This is a genomic window from Streptomyces rhizosphaerihabitans, assembly GCF_025399795.1.
In the GTDB taxonomy this organism is placed as follows: Bacteria; Actinomycetota; Actinomycetes; order Streptomycetales; family Streptomycetaceae; genus Streptomyces; species Streptomyces rhizosphaerihabitans.
The window spans coordinates 21,733-39,733 of the sequence record NZ_JAODTZ010000027.1 but is presented as its reverse complement, the minus strand read 5'-3'; the positions used below and the strand labels follow the sequence as shown (position 1 = coordinate 39,733).

Annotated in this window: 14 protein-coding genes; 7 read left to right on the top strand and 7 right to left on the bottom strand. The window is 70.3% G+C overall.

Translation table 11 applies throughout. The features are described from left to right. Positions 1-91: 91 nt before the first annotated feature. Positions 92-1,054, bottom strand: a complete 963-nt coding sequence (locus tag N4G66_RS25400; RefSeq protein WP_261706506.1) for an intradiol ring-cleavage dioxygenase — start codon at positions 1,052-1,054, stop codon at positions 92-94. A 179-nt stretch (positions 1,055-1,233) separates the two neighbouring features. Continuing rightward, on the bottom strand, positions 1,234-2,997 hold the full coding sequence (aspS, locus tag N4G66_RS25395; RefSeq protein WP_261706505.1) for an aspartate--tRNA ligase: 1,764 nt from the start codon (positions 2,995-2,997) through the stop codon (positions 1,234-1,236). A 167-nt stretch (positions 2,998-3,164) separates the two neighbouring features. Here aspS and N4G66_RS25390 point away from each other — a divergent pair, with 167 nt between their 5' ends. Beyond that, entirely contained in the window at positions 3,165-5,486 is a 2,322-nt protein-coding gene (locus N4G66_RS25390; RefSeq protein ID WP_261706504.1) for an ATP-binding SpoIIE family protein phosphatase, read from the top strand. Here N4G66_RS25390 and N4G66_RS25385 read toward each other — a convergent pair. The 3 genes from N4G66_RS25385 to N4G66_RS25375 form a co-directional block, all read right to left on the bottom strand. Then, positions 5,384-6,502 (bottom strand): AI-2E family transporter, encoded by a 1,119-nt coding sequence (locus N4G66_RS25385; RefSeq protein ID WP_261706503.1) that lies wholly within the window; start codon positions 6,500-6,502, stop codon positions 5,384-5,386. The genes N4G66_RS25390 and N4G66_RS25385 overlap by 103 nt on opposite strands. 206 nt (positions 6,503-6,708) lie before the next feature. Further along, positions 6,709-7,680, bottom strand: a complete 972-nt coding sequence (locus tag N4G66_RS25380; protein ID WP_261706502.1) for a pirin family protein — start codon at positions 7,678-7,680, stop codon at positions 6,709-6,711. A 188-nt stretch (positions 7,681-7,868) separates the two neighbouring features. Beyond that, complete coding sequence (locus tag N4G66_RS25375; RefSeq protein WP_261706501.1) at positions 7,869-8,360, bottom strand: SseB family protein; 492 nt, start codon at positions 8,358-8,360, stop codon at positions 7,869-7,871. A 142-nt stretch (positions 8,361-8,502) separates the two neighbouring features. On the opposite strand from N4G66_RS25375, the gene N4G66_RS25370 reads away from it, so the two are divergent. From N4G66_RS25370 to N4G66_RS25355, 4 genes are all read left to right on the top strand, one after another. After that, on the top strand, positions 8,503-10,329 hold the full coding sequence (locus N4G66_RS25370) for an acyl-CoA dehydrogenase (RefSeq protein WP_261706500.1): 1,827 nt from the start codon (positions 8,503-8,505) through the stop codon (positions 10,327-10,329). A 187-nt stretch (positions 10,330-10,516) separates the two neighbouring features. Beyond that, on the top strand, positions 10,517-11,812 hold the full coding sequence (locus N4G66_RS25365; RefSeq protein WP_261706499.1) for a M18 family aminopeptidase: 1,296 nt from the start codon (positions 10,517-10,519) through the stop codon (positions 11,810-11,812). 132 nt (positions 11,813-11,944) lie between these two features. Beyond that, positions 11,945-13,591 (top strand): hypothetical protein, encoded by a 1,647-nt coding sequence (locus tag N4G66_RS25360; protein WP_261706498.1) that lies wholly within the window; start codon positions 11,945-11,947, stop codon positions 13,589-13,591. Between the two features lie 103 nt (positions 13,592-13,694). After that, entirely contained in the window at positions 13,695-13,934 is a 240-nt protein-coding gene (locus tag N4G66_RS25355; protein ID WP_261706497.1) for a DUF6458 family protein, read from the top strand. A gap of 6 nt (positions 13,935-13,940) precedes the next feature. Here N4G66_RS25355 and N4G66_RS25350 read toward each other — a convergent pair whose 3' ends face one another. Next, positions 13,941-15,788: a thioredoxin-like domain-containing protein gene (locus N4G66_RS25350; protein ID WP_261706496.1), complete on the bottom strand. Its 1,848-nt coding sequence runs from the start codon at positions 15,786-15,788 to the stop codon at positions 13,941-13,943. 133 nt (positions 15,789-15,921) lie between these two features. Next, positions 15,922-16,332, bottom strand: coding sequence for a cupin domain-containing protein (locus N4G66_RS25345; protein WP_261706495.1), 411 nt, complete (start codon positions 16,330-16,332; stop codon positions 15,922-15,924). Between the two features lie 51 nt (positions 16,333-16,383). Between N4G66_RS25345 and N4G66_RS25340 the strand changes: the two genes are divergently transcribed. Continuing rightward, positions 16,384-17,439, top strand: coding sequence for a GlxA family transcriptional regulator (locus N4G66_RS25340; protein ID WP_261706494.1), 1,056 nt, complete (start codon positions 16,384-16,386; stop codon positions 17,437-17,439). Next, positions 17,436-17,930, top strand: coding sequence for an LURP-one-related/scramblase family protein (locus tag N4G66_RS25335; protein ID WP_261706493.1), 495 nt, complete (start codon positions 17,436-17,438; stop codon positions 17,928-17,930). Before N4G66_RS25340 ends, N4G66_RS25335 begins: the two co-directional genes overlap by 4 nt. The last annotated feature ends 71 nt before the right edge of the window (positions 17,931-18,001 follow it).

Below are 18,001 nucleotides of genomic sequence, written 5' to 3'. Positions count from 1 at the left end.
GGATTCCTATGGGGCTCCGGTGAGGTTTCCAGGAGGGTCCGGTCCCCGGCCGTGAAGGGCGGGGACCGGAGACCGCCGGTCCGTCGGTCCGTCAGCTCGCCGAAGCCGATGGTGACGCCGACGCACTCGCCTGGGGCGGCGCGCCCTGGCCGTCCTCCGTCGCGCCCGGGTCGACGCCGACCGTGAGCGACGCATGGACGCCCTTGGTGATGTCCCGCTTGTCGTAGTGCAGCCTGAGCAGGCCGCCCTGGGCACCGCTCTGGTCGTAGATCGTGTCCTCGGTGAGCGTGGTGCGCTCGGCGGCGTTGGCGGAGTACGGCTCCACCACCGCCGAGGCCAGGACGGACTCCTCGTCGAAGAAGAACTGGCCGGTGTGGCACGTGTGCCCGCCCTCGTAACCGGCGTCGGTCCACTCGCCGTCCACGTGCACCTTGGTGTGGATATGAACGCAGCGGCCCCGGTACCAGCCCGGGAAGACCGTCTTGAAGGAGACATGGCCGTGCCGGTCCGTACGCCAGGTGCCGCGCAGGTAGCGTGTGTCGTCCGTCGGCTCCTGGTGGCCGCCGCCCGGCATCCCGGTCGGGGGCGCACCCGTGGGCGCACCGGTCGGCGGCTCGCCGGTGGGAGCGGGGCCGCCACCGCCGCCGTTGCCCTGGTTCTCGTAGCCGGAGTAGACGCCTGCGGCGTCGCAGTGCCAGATGTCGACGGCCGCGTTCCGGATCGGCCTGCAGGTCTCGGAGTCGATCACCTTGAGGCTGAGGAGCAGGGGGATGCCTTCGCGGTCCTCTCTGACGTCCCGGCGGATCTTGTCGGCGTCGATGTAGTACGGGCCCTCGACCGCCTCCGACGTCAGTCGGTAGCAGGCCTCGGCGCTCTCCCCGGCCGCCGGTTCTCTGTCCTGCGCGACCGCGTTCGCCGCGAAGGCGCTGCCGCCGAGGCCGGCCACCGCGAGCGCACCCGCGCCGACGACCACGACCTTGCGGCGCGTCAGTTCACCGCTTTCCTGGGGTACTTGGGGGACCTGGGGTTCCTGGTGCTGTCCATTCACTGTCATGCGCCCGGAAGTTAGGCAAGAAGGCTGTCAGCAGGCTGAGAAAACAGCGGTCTTTGCTGCGGGCACGCGAAAGGGACCTGAAATCGACGTCGACTTCAAGCCCCTTTGCGGTCAGGCCAGTTGAAAGGCTTGCCTTACCTCGGCCGCGGCCACTTCGGCCGTGACCACCTCGATAACGGCTACTTCGGCTGCGGCTTGCGCACCGAGATGTGCAGCTCGCGCAGCCGCGTCTCGTCCAGCTCCGTGGGCGCGCCCATCATCAGGTCCTGCGCGTTGCCGTTGAGCGGGAACGCGATCGTCTCGCGGATGTTCGGCTCGTCCGCGAGCAGCATGACGATGCGGTCGACGCCCGGGGCGATCCCGCCGTGCGGCGGGGCGCCGAAGCGGAAGGCGCGCAGCATGCCGGCGAACTGCTCCTCGACGGTCTCCCGGTCGTAGCCCGCGATCTCGAAGGCCTTGAGCATGATCTCGGGCTCGTGGTTCCGGATCGCGCCGGAGGAGAGCTCGACGCCGTTGCAGACGATGTCGTACTGCCAGCCCAGGATGTCCAGCGGGTCCTGGGTCTCCAGGGCCTCCAGACCGCCCTGCGGCATCGAGAACGGGTTGTGCGAGAAGTCGATCTTCCCGGTGTCCTCGTCCTTCTCGTACATCGGGAAGTCGACGATCCAGCAGAAACGGAAGACGTTCTCCTCGAAGTTGCCCGAGCGCTTCGCGGCCTCGACCCGCACCGCGCCCATGATCTTCGAGACCTCTTCGAACTCGCCCGCGCCGAAGAACACCGCGTGGCCGGGGGCCAGCGAGAGGCGCTTCGTCAGCTCGGCGACGTTCTCCTCGGTGAGGAACTTGGCGATCGGGCCCGTCAGCGAACCGTCCTCGCCCACGCGCACCCAGGCCAGGCCCTTGGCGCCCTGCTCGACCGCGTAGTCACCGAGACCGTCGAAGAACTTCCGCGACTGACCGGCGACGTCCGGCACCGCGAGGGCGCGCACGTGCTTGCCCGCGAAGGCCTTGAACTCGGAGCCCTCGAAGATGTCGGTGATGTCGGTGAGCTCCAGCTGAGCCCGCAGGTCCGGCTTGTCGGAGCCGTACTTCAGCATCGACTCGCGGAACGGGATGCGCGGGAAGGGGGAGGTGACGTGACGGTCACCGCCGAACTCCTCGAACAGCTCCGTCATGAGCTTCTCGATCGGCTGGAACACGTCCTCCTGCTCGACGAAGGACATCTCGACGTCGAGCTGGTAGAACTCGCCCGGCGAACGGTCCGCGCGGGCGTCCTCGTCGCGGAAGCAGGGCGCGATCTGGAAGTAGCGGTCGAAGCCGGAGATCATCAGCAGCTGCTTGAACTGCTGCGGCGCCTGCGGGAGCGCGTAGAACTTGCCGGGGTTCAGCCGGGAGGGGACCACGAAGTCGCGCGCGCCCTCGGGGGAGGTGGCGCTGAGGATCGGGGTCGCCATCTCGTTGAAGCCCAACGCCGTCATCTTGTGACGGATCGCGGAGATCACGGCCGTACGCAGCAGGATGTTGCGGTGCATGCGCTCGCGGCGCAGGTCGAGGAAGCGGTACTCCAGGCGCCGCTCCTCGTTGACCCCGTCCTCGGCGTTGATCGTGAACGGCAGCGGGGCGGCGGCGCCGAGCAGCTCGACCTCGCTCACCTCCACCTCGACCTCGCCGGTGGGCAGGTCCAGGTTGACGTTCTCCGCGCCACGCGAGACGACCTTGCCGTCGATGCGGACGGTCGACTCCTTGGAGACCTTGTCGAGGGCCTCGTAGGCGGGCGTGCCGGGGCGGGCGACGAGCTGCGTGATGCCGTAGTGGTCGCGCAGATCGATGAAGAGGATGCCACCCAGGTCTCGGCGATTGTGCAGCCAGCCGCTCAGCCGGACGTCGCTGCCGACGTCAGAGGCGCGGAGCTCGCCGCAGGTGTGGGACCTGTACCGATGCATCGTCGTTTCATCCAGTCTTCGCGGATTGAGGGCGTGTTTCACGTGAAACACCCCCAGGGTACCGGGCAGCCCAGGACCGCCTCCCCATCATTAACCGCTCCGCCACGGCTCGGCGCCCTGGACGGCATCGGTGGCAGGCACCGATCACCTGTTCCTACAGTGGGCGCATGCGCACTGGTGAGCCCCTGCCCGCCGTAGGGGACGTCCTGGCCGCTCTCGCGACCGGCGTGTGGCGCTGGGACAACGCCGCGGGCCTCGTCACCTTCGACGCGGAGGCCGCACGGCTCATCGGTATGCCCGCGGAACTGACGACGCTCTCCGAGGCGGGCGCGCGCTCCCGCATCCATCCCGTCGACTGGAACGAGATGGACGGTGTCGTGCAGCTCGCCGTGGCCGAGGGCACGCTCGCCGAGGCCCGGATGCGGATCATGGACGGGCACGGCCGGGTGCTCCGCACGGTCCGCAGCCGCTCCAAGCCGCTCATCAACCCCGAGACCGGGCAGTACGAGCTGATCGGCACCCTTCAGGAGGTCAGCGAGCAGCCTCCGGACGCCGCCGCGCGGACCCCCGTCACCGGGGACTGGCGCCGCTCGCGGGAGGCGTTCCTGCTGGACGCGGGACGGGCGCTGGCCGAGGCGCGGTCCACGGCGGAGGTACTGCGGGTGGCGGCGGGGCTGTCGATGCCCGGCTTCTCGCCGGACGGTCTCGCCGTGTTCGGCGCGGAGGGCGACCGGCTGACGATCATCGGCCATCACGGGCACCAGCCGGGCGACGAGGACCCCTTCTCGCACATGTCGCTGGCCACGGACTATCCGGCCGCCGAGGTCGTCCGTACGGGCCGCGCGGTCTACCTCTCCACCCCCGACGACTACAAGGAGCGCTACCCGGCGTCCTGGCCGCTCGCCCAGCGCTTCGGGCGGCAGTCGTGGGCTTTCCTGCCGCTCACCGTCGCCGGCAGCACCATGGGCGCGTGGATGGCGGCCTTCACGTATCCCGTCACCTTCACGCCCGACGAGCGCTCGGTCCTCACGACCGTCGCCCGCATGCTCGCGCAGGCCCTGTCGCGCGCCGGAGCCGCCGAGACCGCGCGGGAGCTGACCGACGGCCTCCAGCGCTCGATGATGCCGACGCTCGGCCCGCAGATGCCAGGCATGAGCGTCGCCGCACGCTACGTCCCGACCGGCGGCGGCCTCCAGGTCGGCGGTGACTGGTACGACATGATCCCGCTGCCCGCCGGCCGCTACGCCCTGGTCATCGGCGATGTGCAGGGCCACGACGTCCGAGCGGCCGGCCTGATGGGGCAGCTCCGGATAGCCCTGCGCGCGTACGCCTCCGAGGGCCACCGACCCGACGCGGTGCTGTCCCGGGCCTCGCGCTTCCTCTACGGGGTCACCGACTCGGTGACCTACGGGTCGAGCGGTGGCGCCGACGAGGGTGAGGACCCGGCGGATCCCGCCGATGTGCGCTTCGCGACCTGTCTGTACGTCGAGGTCGACCCGGCGACCGGGACACTCGACATCGCCCGCGCCGGACACCCCGACCCCGCGATACGCATGGCGGACGGGACCGTGCTGATGCGGCCCACGGCGGGCGGGCTGCCGCTCGGCATCGACCCGGACGCCGACTATCCGACCACCCGGCTCGTCCTGGAGCGGGGCGAGACCATGCTGGTCTGCACCGACGGGCTCATCGAGACCGGCGGCCACGACCTCGACACCGGCTGGCGCCGTATCCGCCGGACGCTCGAATCCCACGACGGCGACATGGAGGCCCTCGCCGACGCGCTCGTCCAGGCCGTCCACGGGCCCTCCTCCCACCACACCACCGGTCCGCTGGCCGACCGGCGCGAGGACGACATAGCGGTGCTGCTGCTGTCCCGGCTGGGCGTGGAGGGCGCCTACGACGGCACGGCCCCGGCCGTACGGCCGATGGTGCGCAGGACGATGCTGACCGTGGCGCAGACCGAGCCCGAGCGGATCGCGGACGCCCGTCAGCAGCTGCGGGAGCTCCTGCACGACTGGGCCTCCGCCGACCAGCTCGACTCCGCGGTCCTGCTCGTCTCCGAGATGGCCACCAACGTCCTCGTGCACACCGACGCCGACGCACTGCTCGTCGCCGAGGTGACGGGCGAGCCGGGCAAGCGGCGGATGCGGGTCGAGGTCACCGACGGCAGCGACGACCTGCCGCACCGCCGCCATCCGGGGGAGCTGGCGTCGTCCGGGCGCGGACTGGTCCTCGTCGAAATACTCGCGGACGCCTGGGGGGTGGACCCACGGGGCGAGGGCAAGAGCATCTGGTTCGAGTTCTCCGAGACGCAGGAGGCCGATTCCGGCGAGCCGGGGACCTCGGACCACCCCGCGCTGCTGGACTCGTGGCTCTCCGACGGTTACGAGTCCTCGGACGGGCCCGACGCCCCGGGCACCCCGGGCACCCCGGGAAATCCTGGTGTCTCCGGTCCTTCCGGTCCTTGCGGTCCCTCCGGCGCGTAACGCACGCGGAGTTCGTGCACCACGCCGAAGGCCGCCGCCGTCAGCGGTACGGCGAGCAGCATGCCGAGGACGCCCGCGACGGACGCGCCCGCCGTGATCGCGAGCAGCACCACCGCCGGGTGCATCTGCACCTGCCGGCTCTGGATCATCGGCTGGAGGCCGTATCCCTCCAGCATCTGGATCGCGAGCACGAGCCCGAGCGTCCACAGGGCGATGACGAACCCCCGGTCGGCGAGCGCGACCAGGACGGCCACCGCGCCGGAGAGGAACGCGCCGAGATACGGGATGTACGCCCCCACGAAGACCAGCGCGCCGAGCCCGACGGCGCCCGGGACGCGCAGGACCAGGAGTCCGACGGTGATGCAGAGGGCGTCGATGAGCGCGATGATCGTCGTCCCGCGCATGAAGCCCTCGACGGCCGCGTAGGCGCGCCGGGCCATGGCCTCGACGACGTCGGCGGTCCCCCGGGGCGCGAGCGACCGCAGTGATCCGGCCACCCGGTGCGAGTCGCGCAGGAAGAAGAACACGAGCAGCAGGGCGAGGAAACCCATGGCGAGGGTCTCGGCCACGACGCTGACGCCGCTGACGACGTTGGACGCGGCGGTGCCGCCGAACTTGGCCAGCAGGTCCTTGGAGTTGGCGGCGATGTCGTCGAGCGAGGTGCCCGCCGCGCCGAAGTGCTCGGCGACGGAACGCGAGGCCTGCCGGAGCGAGGACACGATCTGGGCGCCGGTGTGGAAGAGCGCGGCGACGACGACGTAGACGGCGCCACCGACCACGACGGCCACCGCGACGCAGGTCAGGGCGGCGGCGAGCGAGCGGTTGATCCGTGCCTTGACCATCCGTCGGTACAGCGGCCCGAGCAGCGCGGTCCCGAGCAGCGCGAGCAGCACCGGCACCACCGCCGTGCGGAACTCACCGCACAGCAGGATCCCCACCCATCCCACACCGGCGGCCAGCAGGATCACGACACACCAGGCCGCCAACCGCCGGGCACCCTCGGGGAGTAGCTGCACCCTGCCAGCTGACCATGCGTCAGCCGAACCGGCGCCCGGGGAGGCCCGAACGGGGGGGCGCGAACGGGGGAGTCCGGGTACAGCACGCGGAGAAGCCCCGTCCGGTACGGCGGACGGGGCTTCTCCGTGCTCGATCGCTCACGAGGCCTCGGAAGGACGAAGGACTCGTAGGGACTCGTGGCGGACCTACGGCATTCGGGGCGGACCTACAGCCCGCCCTCCGACATCCCGTGCACCGCCGGGATCGTCCCCAGGCGGCCCTTCTGGAAGTCCTCGAAGGCCTGCTGGAGCTCGTCACGGGTGTTCATCACGAACGGACCGTAGTGGGCCATCGGCTCGCGGATCGGCTGACCCCCGAGGAGGACGACCTCCAGGTCCGGCGTGTTGGAGTCCTGCTTGTCGTCCGCGCGGACGGTCAGCGTGGAACCCGCGCCGAACACGGCTGTCTGACCGGTGTGGACCGGGCGGCGGTCCGCGCCCACGCTGCCGCGTCCGGCGAGGACGTACGCGAGGCCGTTGAAGTCCTCGCGCCACGGCAGAGTGATCTCGGCGCCGGGCCGCAGCGTCGCGTGGACCATGGTGATCGGGGTGTGCGTGATGCCCGGTCCCTGGTGTCCGTCGAGCTCACCGGCGATGACCCGCAGGAGCGCGCCGCCGTCCGGGGTGCTGAGCAGCTGCACCGTACCGCCCCGGATGTCCTGGTACCTCGGGGCCATCATCTTGTCCTTGGCCGGCAGGTTCACCCACAGCTGGAGCCCGTGGAAGAGTCCGCCCGACATCACGAGGTGCTCCGGCGGCGCCTCGATGTGGAGCAGGCCGGACCCGGCCGTCATCCACTGCGTGTCGCCGTTGGTGATCGTGCCGCCGCCACCGTTGGAGTCCTGGTGGTCGAAGACGCCGTCGATGATGTAGGTCACGGTCTCGAAGCCGCGGTGGGGGTGCCAGGGGGTGCCCTTCGGCTCGCCCGGCGCGTACTCCACCTCACCCATCTGGTCCATCATGATGAACGGGTCGAGGTGCTTGTAATTGATCCCGGCGAACGCACGGCGGACCGGGAAACCCTCGCCCTCGAAGCCACCGGGCGCGGTCGTCACGGCCAGCACGGGACGCTCCACACCGTCGGCCGGCGCGGCCACACGGGGCAGGGCCAGCGGGTTCTCGACAGTCACTGCGGGCATGTCGGTACCTCCTTGCGCTTCGAGTTTAGTTGAGAGTTGAACTTTCTACTACCCGTAACGACGCGCGCCCGGAGGACATTCCCTCCGGGCGTCACGGGTTCATGAGGCATCTCGGCCGTACGGACGGCGGACGTCGGCCGCGCCCGCGACAGCGGTACAGGCGGCCCGTCGGCCGTCTGCGCGGCCGGTCAGCCGTACATACGGCGCATCGCGAAGTCCACCATCTGCTCCACGGCCTTCGCGTCGAAGACCATGCGGTGCTTGCCCTCCATGTCGATCACGAAGCCGTAGCCCGTGGGCAGCAGGTCGATCACCTCGGCTCCGGTGATCACGAAGTACTTGGACTCCTTGCCCGCGTACCGGCGCAGTTCCTTGAGCGAGGTGAACATCGGGATGACGGGCTGCTGGGTGTTGTGCAGCGCCAGGAATCCGGGGTTGTCCCCCCGCGGGCAGTACACCTTCGAGGTGGCGAAGACCTGCTGGAAGTCCTCGGCCGCCATGGCACCCGTGGTGAACGCGCGGACCGCGTCCGGCAGGGACGGCGGGGACGGCTCGGGATACAGGGGCGGCTGCTGGCCGTACCCGCCGGGCATCTGTCCGTCCGGCATCTGGCCGGGCATCTGCTGCTGCGGCGGGACGTACCCCTGCTGGGCGCCTGCGTTCTGCTCGTAGCCGTACATGCGTCAAAGAGTAGTGGGCCACATATGGCCCGCTCGGGGTTGCTTCTTATTACTGGCGGGTAGCATCATCGTAGCTACTTGCTAGTACGTGAACTGGTGCGAGGAGTCAATACCTCGCCGATCCCTTAACGGAGCCGTCGCCATGGGGCACTACAAGTCGAATCTCCGCGACATCGAGTTCAACCTCTTCGAGGTGCTCGGGCGCGACAAGCTGTACGGCACCGGCCCGTTCGCGGAGATGGACACGGACACCGCCAAGAGCATCCTCGAGGAGCTGACCCGCCTCTCGGAGAACGAGCTGGCCGAGTCCTTCGTGGACGCCGACCGCAACCCGCCCGTCTTCGACCCGGAGACCAACACGGCGCCGGTCCCGGCATCCTTCAAGAAGTCGTACAAGGCGTTCATGGACTCCGAGTACTGGCGTCTCGGCGTGCCCGAGGAGATCGGCGGCTCCACCGCGCCCCGCTCCCTGATCTGGGCGTACGCGGAGCTGATCCTCGGCGCGAACCCGGCGGTCTGGATGTACTCCAGCGGCCCCGCGTTCGCGGGCATCCTCTTCGAGGAGGGCAACGACGTCCAGAAGCACATCGCGACGATGGCCGTCGAGAAGCGCTGGGGCTCCACCATGGTGCTCACCGAGCCGGACGCCGGCTCCGACGTGGGCGCGGGCCGCACCAAGGCGGTCCAGCAGGACGACGGCTCCTGGCACATCGAGGGCGTGAAGCGCTTCATCACCTCGGGTGAGCACGACATGGAGGAGAACATCCTCCACTACGTCCTCGCCCGCCCCGAGGGCCACGGCCCCGGCACCAAGGGCCTGTCCCTCTTCCTCGTCCCGAAGTTCGAGTTCGACTTCGAGACCGGCGAGCTGGGCGAGCGCAACGGCGTGTACGCGACGAACGTCGAGCACAAGATGGGCCTCAAGGCCTCCAACACCTGCGAGATGACCTTCGGCGACCGCCACCCCGCCAAGGGCTGGCTGATCGGCGACAAGCACGACGGCATCCGCCAGATGTTCCGCATCATCGAGTTCGCCCGCATGATGGTCGGCACGAAGGCGATCTCCACGCTGTCGACCGGCTACCTGAACGCGCTGGAGTACGCCAAGGAGCGCGTCCAGGGTCCCGACCTGGCGAACTTCATGGACAAGGCCGCGCCCAAGGTCACCATCACGCACCACCCGGACGTGCGCCGCTCACTCATGACGCAGAAGGCGTACGCCGAGGGCATGCGCGCCCTGGTCCTGCACACCGCCGCGGTCCAGGACGAGATCCAGGTCCTGGAGGCCGCCGGCGAGGACACCTCCGCCGCCGAGGCCCTGAACGACCTCCTCCTGCCGATCGTGAAGGGCTACGGCTCCGAGAAGGGCTACGAGCTGCTCGCCCAGTCGCTCCAGATCTTCGGCGGCTCCGGCTTCCTGCAGGAGTACCCGATCGAGCAGTACATCCGCGACGCCAAGATCGACACGCTGTACGAGGGCACCACCGCGATCCAGGGCCAGGACTTCTTCTTCCGGAAGATCGTCCGCAACCAGGGCGCGGCCCTGAACACCCTCGCCGAGGACATCAAGAAGTTCCTGGCGCTCGGCACGGGCGGCGAGGAGCTGTCCGCGGCCCGCGAGCAGCTCGCGAAGGCGGCCGTCGAGCTGGAGGCCATCGTCGGCCTGATGCTGACCGACCTCGCGGCCACCGAGCAGGACGTCAAGAACATCTACAAGGTGGGCCTCAACACCACCCGCCTCCTGATGGCCTCCGGCGACGTGGTCGTCGGCTACCTGCTGCTGCGCGGTGCCGCCGTCGCCGCCGAGAAGCTGGAGACCGCCTCCGCCAGGGACAAGGCGTTCTACACCGGCAAGATCGCGGCCGCGAAGTTCTTCGCCGCCAACGTGCTGCCCGGCGTCACCGGTGCCCGCAAGCTCGCCGAGGTCGTCGACCTGGACCTGATGGAGCTGGACGAGGCCGCCTTCTAGGACAGGCCCCAGGACGGGCCCCAGGGGTGCCCTGAGGGGCCGCCGCCCCCGCGAAGCCCGGTGGACACCCGACGCCGGACCTGTCCATCGGGTCAGGTGTCCCAAGGTGTCCACCCTTCACATCCCCCTTACGAGGGCCCGCTCCCAACCCCGGGGGCGGGCCCTCGTGCGTCGTTAAGGTGAACCCATGAGTGCACCCACCCGCTTCGATCGCGGCCACACCGACGACCTCATGTCCTTCCTCGCGGCGAGCCCGACGCCGTACCACGCCGTGGCGACCGCCGCCGAGCGGCTGGAGAAGGCCGGATTCCGTCAGGTCGCCGAGACCGACGCGTGGGAGGGCACCAGCGGCGGAAAGTACGTGCTGCGCGGAGGGGCGATCATCGCCTGGTACGTGCCGGAGGGCGCCGAGCCGCACACACCGTTCCGGATCATCGGCGCGCACACCGACTCCCCGAACCTGCGGGTCAAGCCCCTGCCGGACACCGGCGCGCACGGCTGGCGGCAGGTGGCCGTGGAGATCTACGGCGGACCGCTGCTGAACTCCTGGCTCGACCGGGACCTGGGCCTGGCCGGACGCCTGTCGCTGCGGGACGGCTCGACCCGCCTGGTCAACATCGACCGCGCACTGCTGCGCGTGCCCCAGCTCGCCATCCACCTGGACCGTTCCGTCAGCAACGACGGACTCAAGCTCGACAAGCAGCGGCACCTCCAGCCCGTCTGGGGACTCGGCGACACCCGCGACGGCGATCTGATCACCTTCCTGGAGGAGGAGTCGGGGCTGCCCGCGGGCGAGGTCACCGGCTGGGACCTGATGACCCACTCCATCGAGCGCCCCTCCTACCTGGGCCGCGACAAGGAGCTGCTCGCCGGGCCGCGCATGGACAACCTGCTGTCCGTGCACGCCGCCACGGCCGCACTGGCCGCCGCCGCGGCGGCCGACTCCGGGCTCTCGTACATCCCGGTCCTCGCCGCCTTCGACCACGAGGAGAACGGTTCGCAGAGCGACACCGGCGCCGACGGACCGCTGCTCGGCAGTGTGCTGGAACGCTCCGTCTTCGCCCGCGGCGGCTCCTACGAGGACCGGGCGCGCGCCTTCGCCGGCACCATCTGCCTGTCCTCCGACACCGGCCACGCCGTGCACCCCAACTACGCCGAGCGGCACGACCCGACGCACCACCCGCGCGCCAACGGCGGCCCCATCCTCAAGGTGAACGTCAACAACCGCTACGCCACCGACGGTTCGGGCCGCGCGGTGTTCGCCGCCGCCTGCGACAAGGCCGGCGTTCCCGTCCAGTCCTTCGTCTCCAACAACTCGATGCCCTGCGGCACCACCATCGGCCCCATCACGGCGGCCCGGCACGGCATCAAGACGGTCGACATCGGCGTGGCCATCCTCTCCATGCACAGCGCCCGCGAACTCTGCGGCTCCGACGACCCGTTCCTGCTGGCCAACGCGCTGGTGGCGTTTCTGGAGGGATAGTCCTCCGGATGGCTTCCGGAAGCCTCCGGTCTTTCCCCCACAGAACGGAAACCACGGTTTTCGAACCTGCTCGAGCCAGGTCCCGCCGTCGTACGATGCGGGCCGATCTTGAGTCTCGTGGGGGGACCACACATGAACAAGCAGGCAAGAAGACGATCCCTGGTGCTCGGCTGCGCGTCGGTCGCGGCTGGGCTCCTGCTCGGGCCCGTCCCGGCGGCACACGCCGCGACGGCGCCCGAGCTGGTGTACGCGGGCGACATCGGCGGCGGGTCGAGCGGACTCGTCGAGGTCAGCGCGCAATCCGACAGCGCGATCACCTCGATCACGGCGCACCTGTACGCGGAGGACGAGGCGGCCGGAGCCGCCGAGATCACACGTGTCACCGACTTCACCAGGACGTCGGGAACCGACCAGCAGGGCGTCTGGCAGACCGGCACGCCCCTGCGCCTCGCCGACCTCGGCCACTACCGCCTCGTGATCGATCTGACCGACGCGGACGGCGACACGTCGACGACGCAGGCGCGCTACGGCTTCAGCTACTGCCTCACGACGAGCGCGTCCGATTTCCAGGTCACGCCCAGCCGCCCCGACTTCACCCACCGGAAGGTGTCCGTCTCCGGCCGCTACATGATCACTGACCCCCGTACCAGGGACACGACGCCCGCCGACGGCCAGGTCGACATCCACACGAGCAACGGCGGCACCACCACCGTGCACACGGACGCCGAGGGGCGCTTCGCCACGACGTACACGCAGACGGCCACCTCCGGTGACGTCAGCAGCTGGCTGCGGCTGCCGACCCCGGAGCCGATGGAACAGGGCAGCCAGACCGTCTGGGTCTCACCGGTGCGGTCCGACACTCGCGTCACCCTCGACAGCACCGGCCTGAGCCTCAAGGAGGGCGAACCGGCGAAGATCTCCGGTCTCGCCGAGCTGTTCGTCGACGGGGCCTGGCGACCCCTCGCCGGTACGACGGTGGTCGAGGACTGGTGGAGCGACATGGGCGGGGCCACAAGCCGGCCCGTCACCGGCGCCGACGGCCGCTTCACCGGCGAGCTGAAGATGTCGCAGACAGGGAAGGTGCACGTCTCGGTCTCCGACGGCACCTACCTCAACGCGAGCCCGGACCGGACGGTCCAGGTCACGGTCGCCCGCAAGGCGTCGGTCAGCGGCTTCACGGTCAGCCTGAACAAGTACGCCGAACTCACCGCCGCCGGCTACCTGCACACCGGAACGAGCATCCCCCTCGATGCTTACAACCACGTACAGCTGCAGTACTCGGCCGATGGAAAGACCGGCTGGAAGACGATGAAAACGGTCACTCCCGGCCACGGCGAGCCGGAGACCGGCAACCACTTCAAGGGCACGTTCGACGCGCCCGCCAAGGGCTACTACCGGGCCTACTTCGCCGGCAGTCCCAGCTGGCAGCCCGCATACAGCAAGGTTCTCCACGCCGAACGCACGCAGACCCGCATCACCGGCGGGAACGCCTCGCCCGAGCCCGTCACCAAGGGCCGGACCCTCACGGTCGCCGGCACGCTGCAGCACTACACCTCATCGGCGTGGAGGGCGTACTCCGGCCAGAAGGTGAAGATCCTTTTCCGCCCCAGGGGCTCCAGCACCTGGTACGACGAGGGCGACACCACGACCCGCTCCAACGGCTCCTTCAGCAAGGCGTTCACGGCCCGGCAGGACGGAACGTGGGTGGCCGTGCTGCTCTACCCGAACAGCACCCACCTGGTGAGTTCCGGGCGCGAGGACTACGTCGACGTGAGGTGACACGCGGGCGGTGAGGGATCGCCTCCGCATGGCTCGCGGAGTCCCGGGTACCCGGAACGGGCCCGGAATGACTCCGCGTTGCTACTTCAAGGAGGCGACACCCATGGGCCTGGGCGGATGCATCATCCTGATCGCCGCAGGGGCGATCCTCACGTTCGCGACCGACTGGCACATGCAGGGGGTCGATCTCCACATGGTCGGCGTGATCCTCATGATCGTCGGACTGATCGGCGTGGCGACCTTCAGCAGTGTCGCCCGCCGCCGGCGGGTGGTCGTACCGCCGACGGCGACCGTCGTCGAGGAGGACCGGCGGAACGGCTACGCCGACGGATACGGCGTCTGAGCCGACTCAGTCGTCCATGCCCGCGAGTACCAGGGGCAGCCGGTCCGCACCGCCTTCGGTGAGGCGGACCGGCACACCCCAGTCCTGCTGGTGGACATGGCACGCCGGGTACTGTGCGTCCCCAGCCGGATCGTCGTCGCAGGACGCGGCCATCGCGGACACGTGCAGCACGCCCTCCGTGACGGCAGGGTCCAGCTCGACCGTCCGCGAGAGGTCGGTGCCGGCGCCCTCACCCGCGAGCAGCAGCCCGGGCGGGGTCGCGGAGACGAGGAGCCGGGTGGAGGGGCCGTACCGGGTGTCCAGTTTCTGCCCGGCCGGCGCCTGGAAGACGACGTCCAACCGGATTACACCCGGGGCGACTTCGGTGGCCTCGCGCCGAGTGCGATGGGCGACCGACTCCACCCGCACGGCCTCCTCGGGAAGCCGCAGCCGGGTCAGCCTGTGACGGGCGGACTCCACCACCACGATGTCGTCCCCGACGAGCACGGCGTCGCTCGGCTCCCGCAAGTCGGTTGCCAGCGTGGTCACTTCACCCGTCGCCGGGTCGTAACGACGCAGCGCGTGGTTGTACGTGTCGCTGACCGCGACCGAGCCGTCGGGCAGCGCGGTCACACCCAACGGGTGCTGGAGCAGCGCCTGTTCGGCCGCTCCGTCGCGGTGCCCGAAGTCGAAGAGCCCGGTGCCGACAGCGGTGTGCACGGTCCCGTCCCGGTCGACCCAGCGCAGCGCCGAGGTCTCGGAGTCGGCCAGCCAGAGCCGGTCCTCGGTGGCGGCGAGCCCCGACGGCTGCGCGAACCAGGCCTCGGGCCCCGGCCCGTCGACCAGCCCCTCGTTCGTCGTGCCCGCGGTGACCTCGACGGTCTCCGCCGCCGGGTCGAACGCCCACAGCTGGTGCACGCCGGCCATGGCGATCCAGACCTTCCCGCCGAACAGGGCCACGTCCCACGGCGAGGACAGATCGACCTCGCGCGCCGGTCCTGACGTCGGCGCCCCCTGCCACCACTGGCGGCCGGTGCCCGCCAGCGTGCTGACGGCGCCGGTCGCGAGATCGACCCGGCGCAGGGCGTGGTTCACGGTGTCCGCGACGACGACCGCGCCCTCGTCGAGCAGCGCGAGCCCCTGCGGTTCGCTGAAGCCCGCCGCCTCGGCCGTCCCGTCCACGAAGCCCCGCACCCCGGATCCGATGCGCCGGACGACGGTCTCGGCGTCCTCCGCCAGCTCCACCAGCTGATGCCGGGTCGTGTCGCTGACCAGCAGATTTCCGCTCGGCAGGGCGAGCGCCTTGCCCGGGAAGCGCAGCACGGTCGGCTCGGGCTCGGGCGCCACGTACGGCCCGTCGCCGCGCCGCAGGGTGCCCTTCGCCGCGTGCTCGGCCTCCAGCTCCTCCACCAGCAGCTCGATCGCGTGGGCATGCCCCTCACCGGCGTGCTGCGCGACGACGTACCCCTCGGGATCGATCACCACGAGCGTCGGCCAGGCCCGTACCGCGTACTGCTTCCAGGTCGCGAGCTCCGGATCGTCGAGGACCGGATGCTCCACCCCGTACCGCTCCACGGCGTCGACGACCGCCTGATGCTCCGCCTCGTGCACGAACTTCGGCGAGTGCACCCCGATGATCACCACGGTGTCCCGGTGCTTCTCCTCCAGCTCCCGCAACTCGTCCAGGACGTGCAGACAGTTGATGCAGCAAAAGGTCCAAAAATCGAGCAGAACAATGCGTCCTCGCAGGTCAGCGAGGGTGTACTGCTCGTCTCCCGTGTTCAGCCAGCCGCCCTTGCCGATCAGCTCGGGGGCGCGGACGCGGGCACGGCGGTGGGCGGGCGCCGAGGCGGGTGCCCGGGTGGAGTCGTTCATGGATCAAGAGTGCCACCGGGGACGGACAACCGGCCGGGCGGTGGCCCTCACCGTCCGACCGGCCCGGGTGCGACCGTGTCCGGCCGGCCGGCCTTGCCGATCACCGTGTGACCGTGTCCGGTCGGGGCCGTCGTCAGTCCAGGGCATGGCCCGTCGTGGCGTCCACGTGGGTGGGAATCTCGTCGTGGCGGTCGCCGACGGTGAGGGTGCCGGTGGGTTCGAAGAGGAGGATCGCGGCGCCGCCGGGGGCGTACGGCTTGTGCTCGGTTCCGCGCGGGACCGTGTAGACGGAGCCCTTGGGGAGGACGACGGTCCGCTCGCCGGCCGGTTCCCGGAGCGCGATGGTCAGCTCGCCCTCCAGGACCAGGAAGAACTCGTCCGTGTGGTCGTGCGTGTGCCAGACGTGCTTACCCTCGACCTTCGCGACGCGCACGTCGTAGTCGTTGACGGCCGTCACGATGCGGGGGCTCCACAGGTCGGTGAAGGAGGCGAGGGCGGCGGAGAGGGAGACGGGTTCGCCGCGGCGGGCGGGTTCGCTGGTCATGCGTTCATCCTCGGCGCTGCGCGGCGCACCCACGAGTGCTAGAAATCGCTCATGCCGCAAGGATCCTCGCATCGTCCGTCCGCTCGGGAGCTCCCTCCCGGGAACGGACAGGGAGAACCCTTGTCGTCCCGGCCGCATCGCGTCGCCGTGATCGTCGACGAGGGTACGAATCCCTTCGAAGTCGGCGTCGCGACGGAGCTGTTCGGGCTTCCCCGGCCCGAGCTGGGACGACCGGAGCCGCTCTACGAGCTGACCCTGTGCACCCCCACGCCCGGCGTCCGGATGAACCACGGGTTCTTCACCCTGAGCGGAGTGCCCGGCCTCGACGCGGTGGACGACGCCGGAACCCTCCTCGTCCCCGGCCGGCCCGACAACGTCGTACCGCGCCGGCCCGTCGTCCTGGACGCCATCCGGCGCGCCCACGCGCGCGGGGCCCGCGTGGTGAGCTTCTGCACCGGAGCCTTCGCGCTCGCCGAGGCGGGGCTGCTCGACGGGCGGCGGGCCACCACCCACTGGCGCTGGACGAGCGCCTTCCGGGAGCTCCATCCGACGGTGCTGCTGGATCCGGACGTGCTCTTCGTGGACGAGGGGGACGTACTGACGGCGGCCGGCAGCGCGGCCGCGCTCGATCTGGGGCTGCACCTCGTGCGGCGCGACCACGGCGCGGAGACAGCCAACGCTGTGTCGCGCCGACTGGTCTTCGCCGCGCACCGCGACGGGGGCCAGCGCCAGTTCGTGCAGCGGCCGCTGCCCGACATACCCGACGAGTCGCTTGCACCCCTGCTGGCCTGGGCGCAGAGACGGCTCGGTGAGCCGCTGACGGTCGGCGAGCTGGCGGCGCGCATCGCGGTCAGCCCGGCCACGCTGCACCGCCGCTTCCGCGCCCAGCTCGGCACGACACCGCTGGCGTGGCTGACGGCGGAGCGGGTGGCCCTCGCCTGCCGGCTCATCGAGCGCGGCGAGGTCCGGCTCGACGTGGTGGCGGACCGCAGTGGGCTCGGGACCGCCGCGAACCTGCGCGAGCGGGTGCGCCGGGCGACCGGACTCAGCCCGTCGGCCTACCGGCGGCGTTTCGGACCGCCTGGCGGGGAACCGGTGACGGCATGAGATACCTCGTACGCGACCGGCTGCTCGGCTTCGGTGACGACTACTGGATCGAGGACGACCACGGCAACAAGGTCTTCCTCGTCGACGGCAAGGCCATGCGGCTGCGGGACACCTTCCAGCTGAAGGACACCCGCGGACGGGTCCTGATCGACATCCACCAGAAGATGCTCGCGCTGCGCGACACGATGATCATCGAGCGGGACGGCGACCCGCTCGCGACCATCAAGCGCAAACGCCTGTCCCTGCTCCGCAACCACTACCGCGTGTCCCTGGTCGACGGCACCGAGCTCGACGTCAGCGGCAAGATCCTCGACCGCGAGTTCGCCGTCGACTACGACAACGAACTCCTCGCCCAGATCTCCCGCCGCTGGCTCCACCTCCGCGACACGTACGGCGTCGACGTCGTACGGGAGGACGCCGATCCGGCGCTGCTGATCGCGGTGGCGGTGTGCGTGATCCATCTGGCGGAGAAGGAACGGGGGGACGACTGACAGGGACGGCTGGCAGCAGGCAGGGCGGCGGCCCGGCAGGGGCCGACAGGGTTCGGCATCGGGGACGACCG